The sequence below is a fragment of the Lysinibacillus sp. UBA5994 genome (assembly GCF_002429725.1).
Classification (GTDB): Bacteria; Bacillota; Bacilli; order Bacillales_A; family Planococcaceae; genus Lysinibacillus; species Lysinibacillus capsici.
Window position 1 is genome coordinate 1 of the sequence record NZ_DJAU01000056.1, and the last position, 24,218, is coordinate 24,218.

Genomic DNA, 24,218 nt, shown 5'->3' on the forward strand with positions numbered 1-24,218 from the left:
TTAGACTGGTGGTTCTGATTTTTACTTTTTTATGAATTTTGAATGATGTTACGCTACTTCTTAAGTAAATATGGAATGTATACGAAATGCGCAATTCAGAGGTACTTGTCAAAATTGCTGATGAACTGAATCAGTTGTGAAATTTAAACTTAACTAAGTAGTGAAAGGGGCGTTTGCATAGCAAAACGCCCCTTTCAGATATTTAGTGCCTTTATGCGGATAATTGCTGAATGGCTAATTCAAATTGCTCTCTTGGTTTTACCCCATAAAGTTCTATATTGTTATAGAAATAAGAAGCAAGCATAAAATCAATCGCCTCTTGAAGTGTGTAGTCCCGATGTTCCATTACTAATGATAAATATGTTTTAAAATAATCGACATTTTGTACTTTTGCATGTTTCATGACAAAGGTCAAACTCTCCTTATCATTAAAATAAATATTTCCTGACACAATTGCTTATTATAACACCTTTCCTATAGGAAGCAAGTTTCCCCTATTGTAAATTCATCTTTACAAACGTTTACAAAGCATTACATTCCTTTACATCTCTTTTACGAACCGTTTATACGACTTCAACAATCAGTCATTATAGTAAAGATTGTAAGACAAATAACTATAAAACAGTTCATGACGGAGGCAAATGAGATGAAAAAGTGGAAGTACTTAACGATGACAGCGGTAATGGGTTCTGCATTAATGCTAGGTGCATGTGGTAGCGATTCTGCACAAAACGGAAACAATACAGAAACGAACGCACCAGCAAGCTCAGGACAAGAAGCTGCTGATGAAAAGCTACAAGGGTCTGTAGCTGGAGATGGCTCATCAACAGTAGCACCAATCATTGAGGCAGTTGTTGAAGAGTATGCAGGTACACAACCAGATGTCAAAGTATCAGTGGGGGTTTCTGGTACTGGTGGTGGTTTTGAAAAATTCATCGCAGGTGAAACAGACTTTTCAAATGCATCTCGTAATATAAAAGATGAAGAGAAAGCGAAATTAGAAGAAGCGGGCATTGATTTTACAGAGCTAGCTTTAGCATATGACGGTTTATCAGTAGTCGTGAACCCAGAAAATGATTGGGCGAAGGACTTAACGGTAGAACAACTACAAAAAATTTGGATTGAAGATGGGACAGAGAAAAAATGGTCTGATATTGATCCATCATGGCCAGATGAAAAAATCGTTTACTATTCACCAGGTACTGATTCAGGCACATACGATTACTTTGATGAAGTGATTTTAGATGGAGCAGATCTAGTAAGCTCAGCAACATTATCAGAGGATGATAATATGCTAGTGCAAGGTGTAGCTGGTGATAAAAATGCGATTGGCTTCTTCGGTTATGCTTACTACCTTGAAAATAAAGATAAATTAAACATTGTCAAAGTAAATGGCGTAGAGCCAACAAATGAAACAATTGAAGGTGGCGAATATACACCACTTTCACGTCCATTATTCACATACGTAAAAAATAGTGCAATGAAGGACAATGAAGCAGCATACGACTTCATTAAATTTACACTTGAAAACGCAGGCGATATGGCTGAAGCAGTGGGCTATGTTCGTTTACCTGAAGAAAAATATACTGAAGGCTTAAAAATTTTAGAAGGCTTAAAATAAGAAGACATGCATAGAGGGGAAGAGATGTATGCTCTTTCCCTCACTTATTTGAAAGGAGCTCCCAATGGTTTCTCAAAAGGAAAATAAGACATCATCTGTGCAGCAATTAATTGCAAATTCGCGCAACCAAAAAACAAAGAAAATAGTGGAAAAAGCCATGCCAGCTCTATTATTTTCTGCAGCTATTATTTCGATATTAACAACATTTGGCATTGTTTTCACCCTTATTTTTGAAACGTTTGAATTCTTTAAACGTGTGTCGATTACGGATTTCCTTTTCGGTACTAAATGGTTACCGTTTTCAGGTAACGAACCGTTATTTGGGATACTGCCATTAATCGCTGGTACATTAAAAGTGACACTTATTGCAGTTGTAGTAGCTGTACCATTTGGAATTGCTTCAGCTATCTATTTAAGTGAATATGCAAGTGAGAAAACACGACGTACAGTGAAACCTATTTTAGAGGTATTAGCAGGTGTGCCAACAATTGTTTATGGCTTCTTCGCTTTAACATTTGTCACACCAGTTTTACAAGAAATTGTACCTGGACTCAAACTATTTAATGCATTAAGTCCTGGTATTGTTGTAGGGATTATGATTTTACCAATGATTACATCTCTTTCAGAAGATGCCATGTCATCTGTACCAAATAGTATGCGTGAAGGAGCCTTAGCTCTAGGTGCGACGAAATTTGAAGTAGCAATCAAAGTAGTATTACCAGCTGCGCTTTCAGGGATTGTCGCTTCTGTTGTGTTAGCTATTTCCCGGGCAATTGGAGAAACAATGATTGTATCGCTTGCAGGTGGTTCAACACCGAAATTTGACCTCAATGTGACAGACTCTATTCAAACAATGACTGCATACATTGTACAGGTTTCAACTGGTGATGCGGGTTATGGTACAACCATTTATTACTCAATTTATTCAGTAGGATTTACACTATTTATCTTTACTCTAGTAATGAATTTACTTGCTCACTATATTTCGAAACGCTTCAGGGAGGTTTACTAGCATGCGCTATATGGATGACACAGTCGTCATGAAACGAATGACAAAGCGTATTACAGCAAATAAAGTTTGGAAAACTCTCTTTTTCTTAGCTACTACGTTTGCACTTGTTGCTTTAGCTATTTTACTGTACCGCATTGTGACACAGGGAATTGATTACTTAAATATCGATTTCTTGACGAATTTTGCATCACGATTTGCGGATAAGGCAGGTATCAAAGCTGCTTTAATCGGTTCGCTTTGGTTAATGGCAGTTGTAGCACCAGTATCGATTATTTTAGGAGTTGGTACTGCGATTTATTTAGAGGAGTATGCCAAGAAAAATAAAATCAATGACTTTATTCGCATGAATATATCGAATCTAGCAGGTGTTCCTTCCATTGTTTTTGGATTACTTGGATTAACTATTTTTGTACGTATGATGGGTCTAGGAAAAAGCATTTTAGCTGCTGGCTTTACAATGAGTTTGTTAATTTTACCTGTTATCATTGTAGCGGCTCAAGAGGCTATTCGTGCAGTGCCAAACGAACAACGTGAAGCTTCATATGGCATGGGTGCAACGAAATGGCAAACGATTTTGCGTGTTGTATTGCCAGCTGCCATTCCAGGTATTTTAACAGGAAGTATTTTAGCCTTGTCTCGTGCCATTGGAGAAACAGCTCCACTAGTTGTAATTGGAATTCCAGTTATCCTCCAGTTTTTACCGAATGGTTTACTGAGTCAATTTACAGCATTACCAATGCAAATCTATGATTGGGCAAAACGACCACAAGAAGCCTTTCAATACGTAGCAGCCGCAGGTATTTTAGTGCTTATGACAGTGCTGCTATTAATGAATTCGATTGCCATCTATATCCGAAATAAATTCCAAAAACGTTATTAATGAGGTGACCTTATGGTATTAGATTTTAAAGAGGAAAAAACAATTGTCAAACGGAACCAGGCAACGACTAAGCCTATAGCAGATGTGGCGAAAAATATTGTCTATGATACACGCAATTTAAACTTATGGTATGGTGATCATCATGGTTTAAAAGATGTTAATTTAAGCATCTATGAAAATGAAGTAACGGCTATTATTGGACCATCTGGCTGTGGGAAATCTACGTATCTAAAAACATTAAACCGCATGGTTGAACTTGTACCAATCGTACGTACATCAGGAGAAATTTTATATCGTGAGCGAAATATTTTAGATAAAAACTATACGGTAGAGGAATTAAGAACACGTGTAGGTATGGTATTCCAAAAGCCAAACCCGTTTCCAAAATCCATTTATGATAACATTGCCTATGGACCAAGAATTCATGGCATTAAAAATAAAAAAATTCTCGATGAAATTGTGGAGAAATCATTAAGAGGGGCAGCCATTTGGGACGAGGTAAAAGACCGTTTGAATCAAAATGCTTACGGATTATCAGGTGGTCAGCAACAACGTATTTGTATTGCACGTTGCTTAGCGATTGAGCCTGATGTCATCTTAATGGATGAGCCAACATCTGCCTTAGATCCGATTTCTACGTTGAAAGTGGAAGAGCTGGTTCAAGAACTGAAAAAGGATTATTCCATTGTCATCGTGACACATAATATGCAGCAAGCGGCACGTATTTCTGATCGTACAGCATTCTTCCTAAGTGGAGAGGTTGTCGAATACGATAAAACGGATGTTATTTTCCAAACACCAGCAGATCAACGTACAGAAGACTATATTTCGGGACGTTTCGGCTAAGGAGGAGCAATGAATGATCGTACGTGAACGTTTTGAACAAGAGTTAAAAGAGGTACAGGGGCAATTTCTTGCAATTGCTAATAGCAGTATCCTTGCATTAAAAACAGCTTTTGAAGCATTGGTAGAGCAGGATTTAGAAAAGTCTTTGAAAATTTTGGAGGACGATTTAATCATTAATCGCCTTGAAGAAGAAATTAATGACCATGTGATCCTAATGATTGCCAAGCAACAACCAGTAGCAACAGATTTACGCCGTCTCATGGTTCTCGTAAAGGCAGCTTCAGATATGGAAAGAGTAGGGGACTATGCGGTTAATATAGCTAAAGAAGCAATTCGAATTGGTAAGGAGCCGATGATATTCCCAATAACAAATCTCCAAACCATGTGCAATAAAACAGTAGAAATGCTAGAGAGCATCATGAAGGCCTTTACTGAGGAAGATACGGTACGCGCTAAAGAGATTGCAGAGTTAGATGATTACGTGGACGATTTATACGGGGCAACGATCACCCTTTTACTCCGTGCTGGGGTAGAAAATCCCTCCCATATTTCACAGATTACGCACCTAACATTTATTTGCCGCTATTTAGAGCGTTCTGCTGACCATGCTACAAATATTGCTGAACATCTATTTTACTTAGTAAAAGGCAAACATTATGAATTAAATAATTAAGAAAGAAGAGCTGCGTTTTAGCTCTTTTTTTCATTTGTAGAAAAAAATCTCCTGTGGCAGCAACATTGTCTTTGGCTGTAACGTCTTTATAGCAAGCGTTTTTGTATTGTCAAATTTTTTTTTTGGTTATACTATAGACATTATCCAAAAAATGTGGTGCTTAGGAGGTGCTGCTACATGAAAGATGCAATTGAATCCCTCATCAAGCAATTTGACAAGCAGTTGACAATAGAACAACTTGACTATTTACGTTTTCTCTATGAAAACCTACATATAGAGGAGTTAAGTGAAGGGGAACAACATTATTTTATCGATTATTTTTTCAAGAGTGAGCCATTACGAAATATGGCAGCATTTGCTCTGGAATTGACGGATATCATGCATGAAATCCAAGAGAATATTCCTGCTATTGAGAAGGCAGAACGCTTAGCAAATGGCAAAGAGCAACGCCAGTATTATGAACGAAAATGGTCAGAGCTTAGACGTCAAAAGCTTAAGCAACAGACAACGAAAAGCGGCAATATTTACTATGTACCCTTTCATGATTATCAACAAGACCCTGGCCCGATGATTATTTGTTTAGAACAAACGACAGGAATGGCCGCTTATTCTGAGATTTGTAAAAGTATGATTTTAGCGTTATTTATGAGTGCACATCGAGAAGGCCGTGATTTATACATTGTACCGTATGATCGGCAAATTCATGTCCACTACCGCTTTGAAAATGGTCATTTAAATTTAGCTGATTTTAAAAGTTTTATCGAATATAAGGCAAAGGGAGAGGCAGCCATTTTACCTGTTTTACAATTTGTGAAAGCATTGCTACAGGAAAATCAATTAGGTACAGAAGCAGATGTCATTATTTTTACAGAAGGAGCACCTATTGATGGGCAGCATCTCGTTGGCAAGCAAGCAAAAATGATGCTAAAGGAAATGAAGCAAAAATATCATGCTGAATTTTCGGTAATTGCCATGCATGAACATAACTTTAATAAACAGCAATTTTGGTTTGCTAGTAAGGCTTTTTTTGCAGATGATGCCATACAATAACAAGAACGGGGCTAACCATTACTGAAGGTCGGCTCCTTTTTGCTGGCGATACATAGGTAGTTATAAAGGAGAAATACATGGATTCATTACATTGGTTATTACCTAAATTTACAGTCCCAACCTGGCTAGATGGCTTAATTGCTGTCATTATTTGTTTAGTCGGGTGGCTTATTCAACGATTCATCATCAAAAAAATTATTCATCGTGTTGTGCTATTTTTAAAAGATCGTCAGCGCAATTTCCAAGCAAATGTACTGGCTCAATTTAGTAAAGCAATTGGCTATGCCTTTATGACGACGGTCATTGTGCTAAGCTTATCTTATTTAATAAAAGTCCCTTTATTTACACATCCATCAACAAAGAATTTTGTATTGTCTATTATGGTGTTTTTTGCTTTTAAAGGGATTTATGATGTTTTGAATTTTTATACGAAACAACCATTTGAATTAACAAGCGAAGAGGATCAAAATGTTTTACTACCGTTTTTTCTACGAATCGGTAAAGTACTTATCATGATTTTTGCTATGTTTACGATTGCTTCCTTTTGGGATTTTAATCTGAATGGCTTTTTAACTGGAATCGGCTTAACGGGTGTGGCGATTGCCTTTGGGATTCGCGATACACTAGCGCATGTATTTGGTGGCATGTCCGTAGCTTTAGATAATCCATTCCAAATAGGAGATTGGATTGCGACAGAGGATCAAAAAATTGAAGGAACGATTGAGGATATTAATTTAAGAAGTACGTTAATTCAAACAGGAGACAAAGGACTTGTGTATGTGCCGAACTCCTATTTAGTGAATCGCCCACTTTATAATTTATCTAAACGAGAAAAACGGAAATGTGAGCAATTTTTATATATCGCTGCTGCTAATAATGAGGAAGACATACGTAGCGCTTTAACGGCCATTCATAAGGAAATTTATTTACATGCTAAAACAGAGAAAGACATGATTCATGTATTTATAGATGAATTTCATCATGATTCGTATCGCGTGCTTGTTCGATTCTTTGTTGCCACAAATGATACCGCTGTTATGCTGGAAGTGCGGCAGGATATTTTATTTGCCATTCGTCAAATAATGGAGGAGCTATCGATTACATTAGCTAGCCATCCTGAAGAAGAAAGTCTGCGAAATAAAAAATAAATTGAATTGTAAGATAGTTTGCTTTACAATATTACCAAGAAATCAGCTTTGATGAAGAGTAGTAGCTAGTACAATTTGTTATAGAGAGCTAGTGGTTGGTGAAAACTAGTACAAATGTTTAGTGAATGGACTTCGGAGCTCTAATCCTGAAAAAAGTACGGATTAGCGGATGCCTACGTTACAAGGCTTAGAGAGGGTTTTCCTATCAGGAGACCAATGAAGGTGGCACCACGGCTTTTCCGTCCTTTTGGGATGGAAAGGCCTTTTTATATTTTTTTCTTTAGACGGCAAATGTTTTAGCTGAATGAAGAGAGAGCCTTTAGCAGATTTCTGCTGCTAAAGATAGATGAGGTGTAGATGAGCAGAGCTTAGAGAAGGAGAGAAGAGTATGACAGTTGAGCTTAGAAAGTATGCTATGAAAGTATTACATGGGGATATGATGACCCCGATCTCTGTGTATCAATCACTGAAAGGGCAGCATAAAATGTTGTTCGAATCCTCAGCGAAACATGAGGAAAGTGGGCGATATTCCTTTATCGCCATCAATCCAGTGGCTGAACTAAAAGGAAACAATGAAGAATTCGTGTTTTCAAAAGGAGCAGAAAATGACAAGGCTAGAGGCAATGTGCTTGATCGATTAAAAGAACTAATACCCTTTCATAAAGAAAGCTATCCTTTTGCATTCTTTGGAGGAGCTATAGGTTTCTTTGGCTATGAAACAGCATTTTACACAGAAAAAATAGGTGACTATTTACAGGATGATTTAGCTATGCCTGATGTTCATGTTTTTTTCTATGATACATTTATTGTTTTTGATCATCTAACACAAGAAATTACACTAGCTTCGATTGATCTATTTCAGGATGGGCGTTCATTAGAGGAGATGGAAGCTGCTATTACAAGGATGGAGCAACAGCTTTGTGCAGGTACGACCTTTGAGGTATTAAAGGTGGATGAGCTACAGTTTAAGCCTATGATTTCAAAGGAACGATTTGTTGCTTTGGTGGAACGTGCTAAGCAGCATATTTTGAGAGGTGATATTTTCCAAATTGTGTTATCGCAACGTTTTTCTGCGCCGTTTACAGGTTCGCCGTTCTCGCTCTATCGTCAATTGCGCACGTCTAACCCATCACCCTATATGTTTTATATGGATTATGGTGACTATATTATTTTAGGAACATCTCCTGAAAGTCTTGTAAAAGTAAAAAATCGAAAAGTGACAACCAATCCAATAGCAGGTACAAAGCCGCGTGGCACGACAATAGAACAGGATGAAGCCATCGCAAATGCGCTATTAGTGGATAGCAAGGAAATAGCTGAACACCGTATGTTAGTGGATTTGGGTCGCAATGATCTTGGACGTATTGCAAAAGTGGGTTCTGTCAAGCTAACCAAATACATGAAAATTGAGCGCTATAAATATGTGATGCATATGGTATCTGAGGTTATTGCCGAATTGCGAGATGACCTCCATGTACTGGATGTACTTCGTGCTTGTTTACCTGCTGGTACAGTGTCAGGGGCACCAAAAATTCGGGCCATGCAATTGATTAATGAATTAGAACCAGTAAAGCGTGGGGTGTATGCGGGAGCAGTAGGCTATATTTCGACAACTGGTGATATGGACTTGGCCCTTGCGATTCGCACGATGCTCATTAAGGATCAAAAGGCACATGTACAGGCAGGAGCAGGTATTGTTTATGATTCGATTCCATTGTCAGAATATGAAGAAACACTGAATAAGGCACGTGCCCTATTGGAGGTAAAAAAATGATTCTAATCATAGATAACTACGATTCTTTTACCTATAATTTATTTCAACAAATCAGTATGCTTGGAAAAAGCGTCAAGGTCGTACGAAATGATGTCATTACTATAGAAGAAATTCAAAAACTGTCGCCAGAAGCCATCATTTTATCACCAGGGCCAGGAACGCCAAATGAAGCAGGGATAACGATAGAGGTCATCAAGGAACTCTATCAAAAATTCCCTATTTTAGGTATATGTCTTGGGCACCAATCGATAGGTCAGGCTTTTGGCGCAAATATAGTACAGGCAAAAAATATTATGCATGGAAAGCTGTCCCCATTACAATACGAGCAAACAGGTTTATTTGCCCAATTAGATGGGGATATCGAGGTTATGCGATATCATTCACTTATTATTGAAGAACAAACTTTACACAAGGATTTTAAAATACTCGCCACAGCAGGTGATGACGGAGAGATTATGGCCATTCAACATAAAGAATATCCTCTTTATGGTCTGCAGTTTCATCCAGAATCAATCGGCACAAAAGAAGGCAGTATGATGATGCAAGCCTTTCTAGAAAGTATAGCGTAATAAAAAAGCTGTCGCCTCATATATGAATGGGCGACAGCTTTTTAAATTATTGTTTCTTACCTGTAATTAAATTAGCTATTTCTTCTAATGTCATGGCAGAATTGACTTCATAGGAGCCGATTTGTAAGCTTCTAGCATATTTAGGGTTAGCAAGTAGTAACTCCATTTCAACACTATTGGTAATAATGCCACCGTCTTCAAGTTTTTGGGCCACACTATACGGTGTGATACCACTATAGATTTGCAGAGACATCGTTGTTACATCTGTATCTGCTTCTTCATCAGCTTGTTTAGATGCATCTGTTGTAGAAGTTTTTTCAGTCGTATGTACTTGCTTTAATTGATCCTTTAACGAGGCAATTTCTTGATTGGCCTTACTTAGTTTGTTTTGTAGTTCTTTTACCTGTTGTTGATTGGAAAATTCCTTAGTAGGAAGACCAATATTTACATCGAAGCGGTTTGCGAGTGCAAGCAATGCCCCAACAAGAAAAATGGCTATACCAAATGCACGAATGGCAGACTTATTCATCAATCAACGCCCCCCGTTTGCAATCACTTGCCGAACTTGCTCTTCTGTTAAATTTGAGCGAATACTAATATCTGCTACAGAAAGACCCTGTTTATTTAATTCAAGTACCTGACTAATAATAATTTGATGAATCGGTTTTGCTGGTGCTGTTGTTTGTCCAACTTTTGAACTCTGTGCAGCCTGTTGAACGGCCTGCATGACTTGGTGCACTTTAGGATCTTGACCTTTTGGAGGGATACTTGATTTTGATTTCACTTGGAACTCAGGCTCTAGTAAAAGTTCTTCCTCCACAATCTTAAGGCGACGTTTTAAATTATTCGTTTCTTGGAAGATGGAGATAGATAATTCTTCGACATCTTGTTCGATTTTTTTCGAGCTATTTTTGAAAAAGAACGAAACGATGATCAGAAAAATGCCGATACTCATTAATACGATGGATAAATCCAATAGTTTCACCTCAATGTAGTATGTAATTATAAGATATTTTACCATATGCAAACTTAATATGAAATGAAGGTAGATTTTTTTTCAGTTTATGTTATAATAGGTTAGTCGTATAAATCATGCTCAAATTTAAATTCTTGATATAGAGTGGGAGGGTTAATGATGCGCGTAAATATTACTTTAGCTTGCACAGATTGCGGCGAACGTAACTACATTTCTAAAAAGAACAAGCGTAACAATCCAGAGCGTCTTGAACTTAAAAAATATTGCTCTCGCGAGAAGAAATACACTCTTCACCGTGAAACTAAGTAATCGCTCATTAAGCCAAAACCACAAGTGGTTTTGGCTTTCTACATTTTATCACATCATTCAATGTAACAATTCCAGGAGGATATGAAGTTTTACGATATAGGAGGTAGCCTAGATGGATAAAACAACTTTACGAAACACGGTACGCCAAGCCCTTGCAACTATGACGGATGAAGACTATCATCGTCAATCATTAGCTGTGTTAAACAAGGTGCTACAGGAACCATATATAATAGAAGCAAATACAATTGGCATTACCATTTCAAATAAGCCAGAAGTCGACACAATTCTTATAATTGAGGAATTATGGAAACTAGGTAAAAAGGTCGCAGTTCCTAAATGTCACCCAAAAACAAGAGAAATGTCATTTTATGCCATTGAATCATTTGCACAGCTTGAAACTGTATATATGCATTTGCGTGAGCCCATTCCAGCAAAAAGTGAGTTTGTTGACGCAAATGAGATGGATATCATTGTTGTACCAGGCGTTGTTTTTGATCCATACGGTTATCGAATCGGCTATGGCGGTGGTTATTATGACCGCTATGTATTAAACTATAATAAGGGTAAGCTGATGTCGCTGCTCTTTGATGAGCAAATCATTGATTGTGTTCCTACTGAAGCACATGATTGCCCAGTAGATATCATTGTGACGCCCACAAAACGTATTGACTGTGTTGCACAACGAGGAGCGAATGAAAATGGATAAAATGCTAGATATTTATGAACTCTTGAAAACATATGGTACCTATATTTATACACGTGATCCTATTGGCGATTTGATGTTGATGGAGGATGAAATACGTGAGCTCTATAAAGCGAATGTACTAGATATAAAAGATTATCAAATGGCTCTACTGCTTATTCGACAAGAAACAACAAGACTTCGTATGGAAGAGCATAAAAAGTAATGTTTGAAATATAATGTAATTGGGTATTGTAAAATTAATGTAACATGTATGTAATATTCTTAAAAACAGTGGGTTTCCGCTGTTTTTATGTTTTTACGAAACTTTTTACAATGCAAAACGTATATATAGATATCTGGTGCATAGAAAGAGCAGGGAGAAAAAATTTTCCCTAAGATATGTGTTGATTATCTGTTAAAAAAGGATTAAGATATATTTTGTTTCCGTAACAAAATGTAAAAAATTATTATTTTTTTGTAAGGAAGTAGGGAGGATGTTAGGAATGAAATCAATAAAGTGGCCTAAACATTCATTTATGATACTAGCAATTATAGCAACTTGGATCAAAACGGTCATTGTTTACCACACAAGCTTTGAAATGAAAATTGAAAATGCAATGCAACAGTTTATTTTATTTATTAATCCATTAAGCTTCTTGCTATTTACGTATGGTTTATCACTATTCTTTAAATCAGCAAAAGCTAGAAATCGTTATTTGATTACGGTCAGCGTTATTTTGTCCATTGTTTTATACGGAAATGTAGCGTTCTATCGATTCTACAATGATTTTATTACGCTACCAGTATTATTCCAAACAAGTAACTTTAGTGACTTAGGAACATCAGTAGCAGCCATTGTTGAGCCTTGGGATGTATTATATTTCGTTGATGTCGTTATCTTAATCTTAGCGAATAAATTTTTACCAAAAATGAAAGATGCATTTAAAGTGAATATTGAATTCCGTCGTGCATTCTTTGTGCTTGCAATAGCAATGACATTCTTAAATTTAGGATTAGCAGAAACTGAGCGTCCACAATTACTAACACGTAGTTTTGACCGCGAATTATTAGTAAAAAACATTGGTACGTACAATTACCACTTGTATGACATTTATATTCAATCTAAATCATCTGCACAACGTGCGTTAGCCGATGGTAGTGAACTAGTAGAAGTGAACAACTATATACGTTCTAATCAGGCTGCTGTAAATCCAGAGATGTTTGGGAAATATAAAGGTCGTAACCTGATTGTGGTATCGATGGAGTCATTACAAAACTTTGTCATTAATAATGACATGAATGGTCATGAAATTACGCCATTCTTAAACTCTTTAACAAAAGATAAAGATACGTATTATTTCAGTAACTTCTATCACCAAACAGGGTTAGGAAAAACTTCTGACTCGGAGTTTATTGTTGAAAACTCACTGTTTGGTTTAGGTCGAGGTGCTGTATTCTTCACACATGGTGGAAATACGTATAATTCAATGGCTGAACGCCTTGGAGAAAATGGATACTTTACAAATGTCATGCACCCTAATAATAAATCATTCTGGAATCGTGACATGATGTATCAATCGTTAAAAATTAATAAATTCTACGATATAGATTCATATACTGTGGAAGAGGGGCAAGCTGTAAACTGGGGAATGAAAGATGTTCCATTCTTAGAGCAATCAGCTGCTTTAATGAAAGATATGCCTCAGCCATTCTACTCTAGACTTATTACTTTAACGAACCATTATCCATTTACATTGGATCCAGAAGATATTATGATTCCTGAATATGATTCAAATTCAGGTACATTAAATCGTTACTTCCAAACAGTACGTTACATGGATGAGGCTTTAAAAGATTTCTTCCAACAGTTAAAAGATCAAGGTGTCTATGATAATTCTATTATTGTGATGTATGGGGATCACTATGGTATTTCTGAGAACCATAATAAAGCAATGGCACAATATTTAGGAAAAGATCAAATTACACCAATGGATAATGCAATGCTTCAAGAAGTACCTTTATTCATCCATATCCCAGGAGCGGGCGATGGAAAAGAAATGACTGAGATTTCAGGACAAATGGATTTACGTCCAACGATCTTACACCTTCTTGGCGTTGAAACGTCAAAAGATATGCAAATGGGTGCAGATTTATTTTCTCCAGAGCATGAGGACTTTGTAGTCTTCCGTGATGGACGTTTTATTACAGATAAATACGTCTATGCTGGTGAAGCTTGCTATGACAAAGCAACTGGCGAAGAAATAGATGGTGAGCCATGTCAGTCTTATGCTGATCGTGCTACAATGGAGCTAGAAAATTCTGATGCCATCATTAATGGAGACTTACTTCGCTTCTATGACGAAAAAACAGGTAATTTAAAGCAGGATTCAGTTAAATAATCAAAGAGAGATCTCGTATAGGGATCTCTCTTTTTTATTGCTGATAAAAAAGAATTAGTCTCAAGCACTATTCATAAAATTTTTTTGTGAATCCTATGCTAAAGAAAACACCTTTCGCAATGTTTTACAACACTATGCAACGTGAATACACTTTATTGAACATTTCTTTTTATTGACAAATAGCAAGATACGATTATAATAAGTGTAAATATCTGCATAACGAAGATTTGTTTTTCGCATTTCGGAGTATAAGAGTGAAAGGCATCGAAAAGAACGAGTAACTTTAATGGAACTGACAGAGAGTAGCCGGTTGTTGAGAGGCGCAAGGGGATATTAAAGTGAATACATCTTGGAGCTGCGTACCGAAACTATAGTAGGCTACGACGGGGTTGCATCCGTAATCATTGCAAAAGTATCGCTATGGCTGTACTTGTTGAGGAGAGCTATGTGAATAGCTCTCGAAAAAAGGTGGTAACACGTTTATCTACGTCCTTTAGGAATTTCCTAAAGGCGTTTTTTTATGCCTTCTAAGCCAAAACGTGTAAAGCTATTAAAGCCTTGTAAACAAAATCGGTACCCCATTTACTCTTATAGAACTTGCAATATTAATATTTAATATTACAAGGAGATGTTTCGTATGTTTTTAACACCAAAGGAGCAAATAGCGATTATCAAGAAGGGTGCTAACAAGATCGTTGATGAACAGGATTTATTTGAAAAATTAGAGCGATCGTATAAAGAACAGCGACCTTTAACGATTAAGCTAGGGCTCGATCCGTCCGCACCAGATATTCATTTAGGTCATGCGGTTGTTCTACGGAAAATCAAGCAAATGCAAGATTTAGGCCATCATGCAGTTATTGTTATCGGTGATTTTACAGGACGAATTGGCGATCCTACAGGTAAAGCTAAGGGGCGAACAGCCTTAAATGACGATATAGTGAAGAAAAACGCCCAAACTTATTGTGAGCAAATTTTTAAAGTACTAGATCCGAACAAGACAACGGTTCGTTTTAATAGTGAATGGTTAGCGAAGCTGTCCTTTGAAGAAGTCATCAAGCTAGCAGCCACAACATCTGTTGCTCGACTTCTAGAGCGCGAGGATTTTCAGAAACGTTACCAGCAGCACATCCCAATTGGTATACATGAGTTTTTCTACCCACTTATGCAAGCATATGATTCAGTAGAACTTGAGGCAGATATAGAGTTAGGTGGAACGGATCAGACGTTCAATATTTTAATGGGACGCACCTTACAAAAGCATCGAGGATTAGAAAAACAAATTGCTATTTTTATGCCCTTACTAGAGGGGTTAGATGGTATTGAAAAAATGAGTAAGAGTTTAGGTAATTATATTGGCATCAATGAAGCACCTGAGATTATGTTTAAAAAGGTGATGGAAGTACCAGATACTTTAATTATCAAATATTTCGAATTAGCAACAGATGAGCATCCACTACAAGTGCAGGCTATTCAAGATAGACTACAAAAGGGAGAGAATCCCCGCGATTTGAAATTCCTATTAGCAGAAATTATAACGGCTTTATACCATGGATCTACAGCAGTGGAGGAAGCAAGAGCTTATTTTGAAGCAGCATTTCAAAAAAAGGAAATACCAAAAAACATTCCTATACTGCTCTTAGAAATTGATAAGGAAAGAATCGTGGATATCATTCCACAACTAGTGGCAATGGGTTTTATTCAAAGTAAGAGTGAGTTTTTGCGGTTAATCAAGCAAAAAGGAGTATCCTTGAATGGAGAAAAAATGGCGATGGATGACATATCACAAGTATTAATGAATAATGATGTACTACAAATCGGCAAGAAGCGGTTTCTTCAATTCAATAAGTAATAATAGACAAAAAAAGAGCAATCTCCGAAGAGACTGCTCTTTTTTTGTCTGAATTTTAGTGTAATTTTGGTGGGTAACCGCTGTGAACAATCGTCATGATGACGAACCATCCGAATACAGCAGCACTTAATAAGTTGAAAACAACGCTTAATAGGTTCTTTTCTTTAATTGCTTGGAATGTACCAAATACAGCTAAAATCGCTACTAGACCAAAAATAACCATTAATAAGTTCATTAAAAATAGACACTCCTTTCGACATCAGAAAATGAATGTCGCAAACAATATTCCTCCTTAATTGTAAACGTTCTACTTGTTTTTGTCGAGGACTAAAATACTGTAAACTATGAACATTTATCGTCAAATTGTGGCAAAGCCTGTATAATAGGAAGTTGAGGTGATAACTATGATGAACGTACGAAGTTATTCTCTTGGTCCCGTCCAAACGAATTGCTATATCGTATCGAATAAAGAAAAAGAATGTATCGTATTTGATCCAGGTGAAGAGGCGGAGCGTCTAATTAAAACAATCCGTAGCAACGGCTTAAAACCTCTTGCTATCTTTTTAACACATGCCCATTTTGATCATATAGGGGCAGTAGATGCAGTGCGTGAGGTATTTGACGTTCCTGTATGGATTCATGAAAAGGAAGTTAGTTGGCTAGCAGATCCAACGAAGAATGGCTCTAGTAAATATCCTGCATTACCAGATTATAGGGTAGCCGCACCAGCGCAAGATACTATCATCAAAAAAGAACAGCAAATTGAAATAAGTAATTTTGTGTTTCAAGCTGTTTTTACACCTGGGCATTCACCGGGGAGTATTTCTTATATCTTTGAAAATGACGGTTTTGCCATCGTGGGAGATACGTTATTTGAACAAGGTGTAGGACGTACAGATCTATTAGGGGGATCAACCAAAATTTTATTGGAATCTATCCATAATAAACTGTTGACATTACCTGAGGATACTATTATCTATCCTGGACACGGTAATTATACAACGGTAGGTGCAGAAATGGAGACAAATCCTTTTTTAAATGGATTTTAAAACATGGACAATAAACTGTTTTAGCACATAAAAAAGCGTATCTCACCGAAAGTGAGATACGCGATTTTGTTTGTATTAATGACCGCCACCAGGTACGTGAATGAATGTTGTATAGTACGTGAAGCCAGCGAAGAATACAGTTAAATATGCTCCGAAAATGTACATGTACATACGTTCTGAAAGGTTTAAGAAGCCTAATAATAAGAATAAACCTGTATTACCTAAGAATAATAGCGATACCTCGTTCATACCACCAAGGTAGAACATAACGGCAAAAATACCTGTCCAGAATGCCATAACTTTATACATATTATCCATGAAATTTCCCCTCCTTTTGCCCACGACACAATAATCTCTTACTCATTATAAATGATAGGAAAGGTGTCTGTAAACTGGAACTTCTCCATGTTTGTGACAAACAAATGGATTTTTAATCTAGCTATCGATTTCTGTCACGTTTATTTCATATTTACATAAATCGCAATTATGTATCATACTTTCCATTTGCACAAATTCATTGTTCGTAAACAATGCATCTAATTGCCCTTTTAAATAGGATTCATGTAATGAACAAACAATTTCAGAATAGGCTGTCAGTTGCTCCTGGAATGGACAATTGAAGATGGAGAAGATAACTTTTTTTCCTTGCTCAGTTTGTTGAATCTGTGGAATATAGCCAATTAAAGCGGCATTGTCCGTTAATAGCTGAAGTTTTTCATCGAAGGAAAGAGAATTACTTAATGTCAATTCAGCACTCATATAATTTTTCATTTGCTGGTAGCCGTCTTGGTAGCTAATTTCCTGGCACTTTGTTAATGCAGATGGACCAAAGTCTTCAATTAATTGTATCGTCCATTTTAATAAACGATCTTCATCACGTCTTGGAAAAGTAAGAGATACGCCTTTTTCTGAAGCTTTATAAACACGTCCAGGTCTGCCACCTTTACCTGTTTTTACATAGTCAGCTGTAATAATATTTATTTCTGAAAGCTTCGTTAAATGAAGTCGAGCAACGTTTGGATGGATACCGAATTTATCAGCAATATGTTGTACAGTAACTGTTTTTTTCTCTTGCAATATGTACTCATAAATAGAGTATCTTGTTTCATCCGCTAGTGTACTAGTAATTTTTAATGGATGGATCATGAGCTTCACCTCTTTAATTAATTATAAAAATTATGTTCGTCTACCAAGTGTTAGGAAAATAATCATGTTGATACTATTATATTGTATTATTGAAAAAGATACAGTTCATTTCAGCATAAATATTAATTTTTTCATGTATTTATATTCTTTTTTAGTGGAAAATTGCACTTTATCCACATTTTTATAGCAAAAAACATTATTGGCAGAAAATTAACTTATAAATTTTTATTTTCTGAAAAGGGCTTTTCTCGTGGCGAGTTCCTCCTTATACTAGGAAATAACGAATAGAGCGGTCATATTCGAATGAACTAAAAGAGAGGTGCATATATGCAGAATTTTGAAACAGTTGTTGAACAAAAATGTGAGCAACTTTTACTAAAGGCCTATCATTTTGGAGCATCCGATTTATTGCTAGTTCCAGGAAACATAAATTATCGGATCTATTTTCGAAAATATGATAAACTTCTCCACGCTGGTGAGCTACCTCATGAACTTGCAGAAAGAATGATCTCTTACTATAAATTTCTTGCAGAATTAGATATTAGTGAGCGTCGTAAACCTCAAAGCGGTGCCTTTCAAAAGGCAATGGAGCAAAATTCTTATTCGTTTCGTGTATCCACACTGCCTTCTGTATTTTTAAAAGAAAGCTTAATTATTCGTTTACTTCTCCAAAATCATGCATTTCCACTAACTTCCCTAAGCTTTTCCAAAAGCGCAGCTTACCAACTCATGGAGCTGGTACAAAACCGACAAGGTCTTCTGTTTTTTACGGGAGCAACCGGCTCTGGCAAGTCTACTTCACTTTATTCCCTCATTCACTACTGTTCCACAGAATTGAATCGACATGTGATTTCTTTAGAAGATCCTGTAGAAAACAGCCAAGCCAATTTACTTCAAATTCAAGTCAACGAGCGAGCAGGCGTTACATATGCTGCAGGATTAAAAGCCATTTTGCGCCATTCACCTGATGTCATTATGATTGGTGAAATTCGCGATAGAGAAACAGCAAATATTGCCATCCAAGCTTCTCTAACAGGGCATTTAGTTGTCTCCACTATTCATGCAAAAGACTCCATTAATTGTCTCTATCGTTTAATGGATTTAGGTGTGTCGATAGAGGAGCTTCGTCAAACGGTTATCGGTATAGTTGCCCAAATGCTTGTTCAAACCTCAGCTATACATGAAGAACGTCGAGCTATCTTTGAGATATTACATGATGACCATCTATCAAGAGCCATCACCGCCATCAAAAATAAGGGCAATTACAAACTTCCTTATGATGTAACATTAATGGGACAAAAAGAATTAGTGGAGAGCCTATATGCAGTTACAAACATACATCGATAAAATTGTTCTTTTTTATAATCGGGCTACGAAATGGCGGGTAAAGGAGCAAGCTCAGCTTTTCAATCGTTTATGTGTATTAATGCAGGAAGGATATTTATTTCCCCAAGCTATTTCCATGCTACTACCTCATCATATTGAAGCACATGAGGACATACAGCAGCAAATTGATGAAAAGCTCAGACAAGGAGTAGGCGTTGCAGGGATATTTGAAACATTACAGCTAGGGAATCATTATTTAATGGCAATTAAGGTGGCGGAAAACAATGGCCACATGATAGAAGCATTTAAAGGTGTAGCTAAACAGATAACAGTAAGTGAAAAGACTAAAAAAAAGTTAATCAAGCTGCTGATCTATCCTGTCACACTGATTATCTTTTTATTGTTATTATTTTTTGTGTTTCGTACATTTTTTTTGCCGAACATTGAAAGAATGGTCGGCAGTCGTACCTCTGAAACAGAAGAGACAAGCATTGCATTGTCCAATCTGTTATTGCATGTTCCAGATGTAGTTATCTCGACCATGTTCATAGTAATAGGTAGCGTATTCCTTTTTCGATTCTATCTTAAACGACAAGCTGTTGCTCATCAACTTACAGTCTTATTAAAAATCCCCTTTATACAACGCTATTTTAGGTTGACTTTGACAAGGCAATTTGCTGCTTATTTAGGAAGCTTACTACAAAGTGGATTTTCATTACAAGCAAGCCTACAGCTATTAGAGGAACAGCAACTACAACCATTTCTTCAAGTTCTTTCACAGCGTATAAAAGATAGAGTCATCTTTGGAGAATCACTCACACAGGCGGTAACGATCATGGCCGTTTTTCAAAAGAATTTTCCGATGTTCGTTGAGCATGGCGAGCACAGCGGATATTTAGGAAAAGAGTTAGTATTGTATAGCGATTTATTAATGGAAAAGCAGGAACAGCTTTTGCAAAAAATATTAGCTTTTGTGCAGCCAAGTTTCTTTATCCTTATAGCTGCTTGTATAATAGCGGCTTATATCAGTTTATTATTACCCATCTATCACATGATTGAATTAGTTTAGGAGGAAGATGATGAAACGTCTTAACCAACAAGCTGGTTTTACTTTAATTGAGATGCTTATAGTTTTGTTAATTATATCTATTCTTATTTTAATTACAATCCCAAATGTTACAAAGCATTTCGCCACAATAGATAAGAAAGGCTGTACGGCTTATATAAGCATGGTACAAGGTCAAGTAGAGGCGTATCGTGTAGATTATATGGCTTATCCTACCTTAGAGGATTTAGTGGCGAAGGGCTATTTAAAGGAAAATGAAACAACCTGCCCAAATAAAGAAGAAATAGTGATTACTAATGAGGGAGAGGTACGTCCAGCCAATGTCAACTTGGAAACAGGTACGGATAGCTAATGAATGTTCATAAAAACGGTGGTTTTACAATTCTTGAAATGCTGGTTGTCTTATTTCTTGTTATGAGTTTAACAGCGATTGTTAGTAAATTCTCATTGAAAATAGCAGAAACCAAGGAATTAGAACGATTTTTTACGCAATTACAACTGGATATTCAATATATTCAAACCTACAGTATGAGCCAACGACAATATATAGCCCTGAAAATGGAAGGTTCAACAAATCGTTATACTATTCAAAAAGATATGTATACTCATTTATATGAACGCTCTTTTCCAAAGGGGGTTGAATTTTTGCCAGCTGAGAGTTCAATTCAAACACTTGTCTATAACTATAGCGGCAATGTGATGACAGCAGGCACCATGGCATTTAAAACACCACAGGGCAAGAAAAAAGTAATCATAACATTAGGGCGAGGGAGAGCTAGGATTGAATGAGTCAGGCTATTCTTTTGTAGAAACTATTTTAGGTGTGGGTATTTTGATGCTGCTTTGTACCTCGTTAATCCCCATTACCTATACGATGAAAACAAATCTTGCTAATAAAAAAATGGAGCTAATTGCAGCTGAAACAGCATATGAAGGTTTAAAACAGTACCATGCTATTCAAGTAACAGAGGGCTCTCGGACCATTGAACAGGTTGCTTATCATTGGATAGTTGACGAACAACAAGTTTGTGTCCAATTTCAAAATTTACAGGAGTCACGCCAAAAATGTATCCAAGTGACAGGTGAAGTGCATGAATGAGAAAGGCTATACATTAATAGAAGCTATGTTTCAATTAGTCGTTTTTGTGCTTATTTCTCATTTTTTTGTCCTTATAATACTTTGGTTTGCTGAAATGAAATCAACTATGCTAATAGATGAACAAACAAAGTGGGAACTATTTGTTTCTGACTTGAACCTCTCTCTAAAAGATATTTCCACCTTTTCCATTCGTGAAGATCAAAAAAGAATAACTTTCCAAACAGCTAATACGCTCCATCATATTGATTGCTACTCGAATATTATTCGTGAGCAGGTAAAGGGTGGACATGTTCCTATGCTAATAGGAATCAATAAATGTCAATTTAGCTATTCCGAAAATAAGCTGACGGTAGCTGTTGAAATGGCTAGTGGTATTCAAAAGGAGCGAGCCTTTTATGTGCCAATTATTGAAAAATGACAGAGGGGCTATTTTTTTGATCGCAATTGCATTATTATTTTTTGTAACTACTTTTGTTCTTGCGTATTATATGTCTTATGAAATGCAGTATCGAACATATGATGGGCTAGAAAAATTGAATGTTCGAGCTACGATAAATTTATTGGGACAAATTTTGTCAGACAGTGTAGAATCGTAGTTATAAGAAGGTGAATCGAATTGCGAAAAATATATTTAGTTGGTTTTATGGGTAGTGGAAAAAGTGCATTAGGAAGACGTTTAAGCTATTTATTGAAGATGCCATATTACGATATGGATCATGAGATTGTGCGTCAGCAGGGGATGACAATTCCACAGATTTTTGAAAAATACGGTGAGGCCCACTTTCGAGAAATAGAAACAGAATTTTTGAAAAATTTTAGGGACGAGGCCTGTATTATTTCGACTGGTGGTGGCGTTGCCATCAATGCTGAAAATCGAAAAATTATGAGACGCAGTGGACTGGTGTTTTTTTTAGATGCGTCGTTTGAGGATATTTATAAACGAGTTCAGCATGATCCAAATAGACCCATTGTACAGAGCTCTACAAAGGAGGAGCTAGAAAGTCTGTATCACTACAGAAGGAAGTTTTACCGTGATGCAGGTCATATTCAGGTACTGACAGAAGGTAGGACGATTCGCCAAATTCTAGAGTATTTAGTATTTCAAGTGAAAAGATTGAAAAACGAACGATAATTAGCTTATTTTTATTTAATGTTCGTGTTTTATTATCTTTTAAAAAATGATTGCCTTTCCAATGCATTTAATGTTAGGATATAGACAAATAAGTAACTAAATGTTCATTGAATACTAAATAGTACCAAGATTTATCTTGGGCGGATGATTGTGCGGGGAGAGAGCGTGTAGACGTCACCGAAGGAGCAAGTAGCAATGGGCTATGAATCTCTCAGGTAAAAGGACTCGTATAAGACGCAACTCTGGAGAGAGCTGTAGTATAACAATAACAGCCACCAAAGGGGAAAGCCGACTGATTGGCAACGGTAAAGCTTGCGAGCCAGTCTGGTGTAACTTTCAGGTGCAAGGACAGAGAATCCCGAAAAGGGGTTCGTCTGTCTTTTTTTATGTCTATAGCCCGTTTTACTTAAGTGACTGTAGGAATACAAAAAGCAGACGAACTACTACCAGTAAAAATGTAACTAACAATAAGGGGGCAAAAAAGAATGTCGAATGAATTAAAACGTACACCTCTATTTGAAGAATACGCGAAATATGGTGCAAAAACAGTTGACTTCGGTGGATGGGAATTACCTGTTCAATTCTCTTCTATTAAAGAAGAACATGATGCAGTACGTAATCGTGCAGGCTTATTTGATGTATCACATATGGGAGAGATTTTAGTAACAGGTCCCGATGCATTAGGTTTTTTACAAAATCTTTTATCAAATGATGTATCAAAAATTGTTGACGGTCAAGCGCAGTACACGGCAATGTGCTACGAAGATGGTGGCGTTGTTGATGATTTATTAACATATAAATTAGCTGATAATCACTATTTATTATGTGTCAATGCAGCTAACATTGAAAAAGACTATGATTGGATGATGGAAAATCAACATCAATATGATGTGACGATTGATAACCAATCGGATGCCTACGCACAAATTGCTCTTCAAGGACCACTAGCAGAAGAAGTTCTTCAATCCCTTACTTCGACTGATGTAAGTGCCATTAAATTTTTCCGCTTCCAAGAGAATGTGGAGGTTGCAGGACATAAAGTATTAGTGTCTCGCAGTGGCTACACAGGTGAAGATGGCTTTGAATTATATGGCGCTCCAGAAGACATCAAAGCGCTTTGGGGTAAAATTTTAGAGGCAGGTCAAGAAAAAGGTGTGGTTCCAGCTGGACTAGGATGTCGTGATACACTTCGTTTTGAAGCGGGGCTACCACTATATGGTCAAGAGCTATCAGCAACAATTTCTCCTCTAGAGGCTGGTATTGGTTTCGCTGTGAAATTAAATAAAGAAGGCTTCATTGGTCATGAAGCATTAGTAGCTCAAAAGGAAAATGGTCTACCACGCAAACTTGTAGGCATTGAAATGATTGATAAAGGCATTCCACGCCATGGCTACAAAGTGTTTAAGGATGGTCAAGAAATCGGTGAAGTGACAACTGGTACACAGCTTCCTTCATCAAAACGTAATGTTGGTCACGCGTTAATTGACAGTCAATTCGCAACAATCGGAACTGAGCTAGAAATTGAAATTCGCGGTAAACACTTAAAGGTAATAACAGTAGAAACACCGTTTTACAAGCGTTCAAAATAATAGTTGAAAAGAGGGAC

Annotated in this window: 30 protein-coding genes, 1 riboswitch and 2 other annotated features; of the genes, 24 read left to right on the top strand and 6 right to left on the bottom strand. The window is 36.8% G+C overall.

Annotated elements, in window-relative coordinates:
- Positions 1–211: 211 nt before the first annotated feature.
- Positions 212–403, bottom strand: a complete 192-nt coding sequence (locus B3D98_RS16270; protein ID WP_009370174.1) for a hypothetical protein — start codon at positions 401–403, stop codon at positions 212–214.
- 243 nt (positions 404–646) lie between these two features.
- Here B3D98_RS16270 and B3D98_RS16275 point away from each other — a divergent pair, with 243 nt between their 5' ends.
- The 9 genes from B3D98_RS16275 (at position 647) to B3D98_RS16315 (ending at position 9,573) form a co-directional block, all read left to right on the top strand.
- On the top strand, positions 647–1,621 hold the full coding sequence (locus B3D98_RS16275) for a PstS family phosphate ABC transporter substrate-binding protein (RefSeq protein WP_288584285.1): 975 nt from the start codon (positions 647–649) through the stop codon (positions 1,619–1,621).
- 64 nt (positions 1,622–1,685) lie between these two features.
- On the top strand, positions 1,686–2,633 hold the full coding sequence (gene pstC, locus B3D98_RS16280; RefSeq protein ID WP_288584287.1) for a phosphate ABC transporter permease subunit PstC: 948 nt from the start codon (positions 1,686–1,688) through the stop codon (positions 2,631–2,633).
- Between the two features lies 1 nt (position 2,634).
- Positions 2,635–3,513 (top strand): phosphate ABC transporter permease PstA, encoded by an 879-nt coding sequence (gene pstA / locus B3D98_RS16285; protein ID WP_048392246.1) that lies wholly within the window; start codon positions 2,635–2,637, stop codon positions 3,511–3,513.
- Positions 3,514–3,525: 12 nt separating this feature from the next.
- Complete coding sequence (gene pstB, locus B3D98_RS16290) at positions 3,526–4,359, top strand: phosphate ABC transporter ATP-binding protein PstB (RefSeq protein ID WP_048392247.1); 834 nt, start codon at positions 3,526–3,528, stop codon at positions 4,357–4,359.
- Positions 4,360–4,372: 13 nt separating this feature from the next.
- Positions 4,373–5,032 carry a phosphate signaling complex protein PhoU gene (gene phoU, locus B3D98_RS16295; protein WP_048392248.1) on the top strand — a complete coding sequence of 220 codons (660 nt, stop codon included), beginning with the start codon at positions 4,373–4,375 and terminating at the stop codon, positions 5,030–5,032.
- 177 nt (positions 5,033–5,209) lie between these two features.
- A complete protein-coding gene (locus B3D98_RS16300; protein WP_048392249.1) occupies positions 5,210–6,082 on the top strand; it encodes a hypothetical protein in 873 nt (290 codons plus the stop codon).
- Positions 6,083–6,159: 77 nt separating this feature from the next.
- A complete protein-coding gene (locus B3D98_RS16305) occupies positions 6,160–7,230 on the top strand; it encodes a mechanosensitive ion channel family protein (protein WP_048392250.1) in 1,071 nt (356 codons plus the stop codon).
- Positions 7,231–7,269: 39 nt separating this feature from the next.
- Positions 7,270–7,480 (top strand) — a binding site (T-box leader).
- Between the two features lie 138 nt (positions 7,481–7,618).
- Positions 7,619–9,004, top strand: coding sequence for an anthranilate synthase component I (gene trpE, locus B3D98_RS16310; protein WP_103118432.1), 1,386 nt, complete (start codon positions 7,619–7,621; stop codon positions 9,002–9,004).
- Positions 9,001–9,573, top strand: a complete 573-nt coding sequence (locus B3D98_RS16315; protein WP_054549137.1) for an anthranilate synthase component II — start codon at positions 9,001–9,003, stop codon at positions 9,571–9,573. Before trpE ends, B3D98_RS16315 begins: the two co-directional genes overlap by 4 nt.
- A gap of 46 nt (positions 9,574–9,619) precedes the next feature.
- Here the strand turns inward: B3D98_RS16315 and B3D98_RS16320 are convergent, their stop codons facing one another.
- Together B3D98_RS16320 and B3D98_RS16325 are read right to left on the bottom strand one after the other, a co-directional pair.
- On the bottom strand, positions 9,620–10,102 hold the full coding sequence (locus B3D98_RS16320; RefSeq protein ID WP_103118431.1) for a hypothetical protein: 483 nt from the start codon (positions 10,100–10,102) through the stop codon (positions 9,620–9,622).
- A gap of 3 nt (positions 10,103–10,105) precedes the next feature.
- Positions 10,106–10,558, bottom strand: coding sequence for a hypothetical protein (locus B3D98_RS16325; RefSeq protein ID WP_231595624.1), 453 nt, complete (start codon positions 10,556–10,558; stop codon positions 10,106–10,108).
- 150 nt (positions 10,559–10,708) lie between these two features.
- On the opposite strand from B3D98_RS16325, the gene rpmG reads away from it, so the two are divergent.
- The 5 genes from rpmG to tyrS all read left to right on the top strand — a co-directional run bounded on the left by rpmG (position 10,709) and on the right by tyrS (position 15,794).
- On the top strand, positions 10,709–10,858 hold the full coding sequence (gene rpmG / locus B3D98_RS16330) for a 50S ribosomal protein L33 (protein WP_008408521.1): 150 nt from the start codon (positions 10,709–10,711) through the stop codon (positions 10,856–10,858).
- Between the two features lie 112 nt (positions 10,859–10,970).
- Complete coding sequence (locus B3D98_RS16335) at positions 10,971–11,564, top strand: 5-formyltetrahydrofolate cyclo-ligase (protein WP_259950857.1); 594 nt, start codon at positions 10,971–10,973, stop codon at positions 11,562–11,564.
- Positions 11,557–11,766 (top strand): YqgQ family protein, encoded by a 210-nt coding sequence (locus B3D98_RS16340; RefSeq protein ID WP_004231021.1) that lies wholly within the window; start codon positions 11,557–11,559, stop codon positions 11,764–11,766. Before B3D98_RS16335 ends, B3D98_RS16340 begins: the two co-directional genes overlap by 8 nt.
- Positions 11,767–12,046: 280 nt before the next feature.
- Complete coding sequence (locus B3D98_RS16345) at positions 12,047–13,942, top strand: LTA synthase family protein (protein WP_048392681.1); 1,896 nt, start codon at positions 12,047–12,049, stop codon at positions 13,940–13,942.
- A 255-nt stretch (positions 13,943–14,197) separates the two neighbouring features.
- Positions 14,198–14,439, top strand: a binding site (T-box leader).
- A gap of 140 nt (positions 14,440–14,579) precedes the next feature.
- Positions 14,580–15,794, top strand: coding sequence for a tyrosine--tRNA ligase (gene tyrS / locus B3D98_RS16350; protein ID WP_288584327.1), 1,215 nt, complete (start codon positions 14,580–14,582; stop codon positions 15,792–15,794).
- 55 nt (positions 15,795–15,849) lie between these two features.
- Here the strand turns inward: tyrS and B3D98_RS16355 are convergent, their stop codons facing one another.
- Complete coding sequence (locus tag B3D98_RS16355; protein ID WP_004231029.1) at positions 15,850–16,029, bottom strand: DUF2759 domain-containing protein; 180 nt, start codon at positions 16,027–16,029, stop codon at positions 15,850–15,852.
- 169 nt (positions 16,030–16,198) lie between these two features.
- On the opposite strand from B3D98_RS16355, the gene B3D98_RS16360 reads away from it, so the two are divergent.
- Positions 16,199–16,843: an MBL fold metallo-hydrolase gene (locus tag B3D98_RS16360; protein ID WP_257960689.1), complete on the top strand. Its 645-nt coding sequence runs from the start codon at positions 16,199–16,201 to the stop codon at positions 16,841–16,843.
- A gap of 75 nt (positions 16,844–16,918) precedes the next feature.
- On the opposite strand, the gene B3D98_RS16365 is transcribed toward B3D98_RS16360, so the two are convergent.
- Both B3D98_RS16365 and B3D98_RS16370 read right to left on the bottom strand, forming a co-directional pair.
- The gene (locus B3D98_RS16365) at positions 16,919–17,161 is read right to left on the bottom strand and encodes a DUF2626 family protein (protein WP_004231035.1); all 243 of its coding nucleotides are present in this window, start codon (positions 17,159–17,161) and stop codon (positions 16,919–16,921) included.
- Positions 17,162–17,278: 117 nt separating this feature from the next.
- A complete protein-coding gene (locus tag B3D98_RS16370) occupies positions 17,279–17,989 on the bottom strand; it encodes a helix-turn-helix transcriptional regulator (protein WP_048392257.1) in 711 nt (236 codons plus the stop codon).
- Between the two features lie 327 nt (positions 17,990–18,316).
- On the opposite strand from B3D98_RS16370, the gene comGA reads away from it, so the two are divergent.
- From comGA to gcvT, 9 genes are all read left to right on the top strand, one after another.
- Positions 18,317–19,336: a competence type IV pilus ATPase ComGA gene (comGA, locus tag B3D98_RS16375; protein WP_281216163.1), complete on the top strand. Its 1,020-nt coding sequence runs from the start codon at positions 18,317–18,319 to the stop codon at positions 19,334–19,336.
- Positions 19,311–20,384: a competence type IV pilus assembly protein ComGB gene (gene comGB, locus B3D98_RS16380; protein ID WP_288584341.1), complete on the top strand. Its 1,074-nt coding sequence runs from the start codon at positions 19,311–19,313 to the stop codon at positions 20,382–20,384. The genes comGA and comGB overlap by 26 nt, the downstream gene beginning before the upstream one ends.
- 10 nt (positions 20,385–20,394) lie before the next feature.
- The gene (gene comGC, locus B3D98_RS16385; RefSeq protein WP_048392260.1) at positions 20,395–20,733 is read left to right on the top strand and encodes a competence type IV pilus major pilin ComGC; all 339 of its coding nucleotides are present in this window, start codon (positions 20,395–20,397) and stop codon (positions 20,731–20,733) included.
- Entirely contained in the window at positions 20,733–21,170 is a 438-nt protein-coding gene (gene comGD, locus B3D98_RS16390; protein ID WP_288584344.1) for a competence type IV pilus minor pilin ComGD, read from the top strand. Before comGC ends, comGD begins: the two co-directional genes overlap by 1 nt.
- Positions 21,163–21,480: a hypothetical protein gene (locus B3D98_RS16395; protein ID WP_112118304.1), complete on the top strand. Its 318-nt coding sequence runs from the start codon at positions 21,163–21,165 to the stop codon at positions 21,478–21,480. Before comGD ends, B3D98_RS16395 begins: the two co-directional genes overlap by 8 nt.
- Positions 21,473–21,898 carry a competence type IV pilus minor pilin ComGF gene (gene comGF / locus B3D98_RS16400; protein WP_115674082.1) on the top strand — a complete coding sequence of 142 codons (426 nt, stop codon included), beginning with the start codon at positions 21,473–21,475 and terminating at the stop codon, positions 21,896–21,898. Before B3D98_RS16395 ends, comGF begins: the two co-directional genes overlap by 8 nt.
- 16 nt (positions 21,899–21,914) lie before the next feature.
- Positions 21,915–22,076, top strand: coding sequence for a hypothetical protein (locus tag B3D98_RS16405; protein ID WP_225340350.1), 162 nt, complete (start codon positions 21,915–21,917; stop codon positions 22,074–22,076).
- A gap of 20 nt (positions 22,077–22,096) precedes the next feature.
- Complete coding sequence (locus B3D98_RS16410; protein WP_004231053.1) at positions 22,097–22,612, top strand: shikimate kinase; 516 nt, start codon at positions 22,097–22,099, stop codon at positions 22,610–22,612.
- Between the two features lie 144 nt (positions 22,613–22,756).
- Positions 22,757–22,849, top strand: a riboswitch (glycine riboswitch).
- Between the two features lie 248 nt (positions 22,850–23,097).
- A complete protein-coding gene (gene gcvT, locus B3D98_RS16415; protein WP_054549144.1) occupies positions 23,098–24,201 on the top strand; it encodes a glycine cleavage system aminomethyltransferase GcvT in 1,104 nt (367 codons plus the stop codon).
- Positions 24,202–24,218 lie beyond the last annotated feature (17 nt).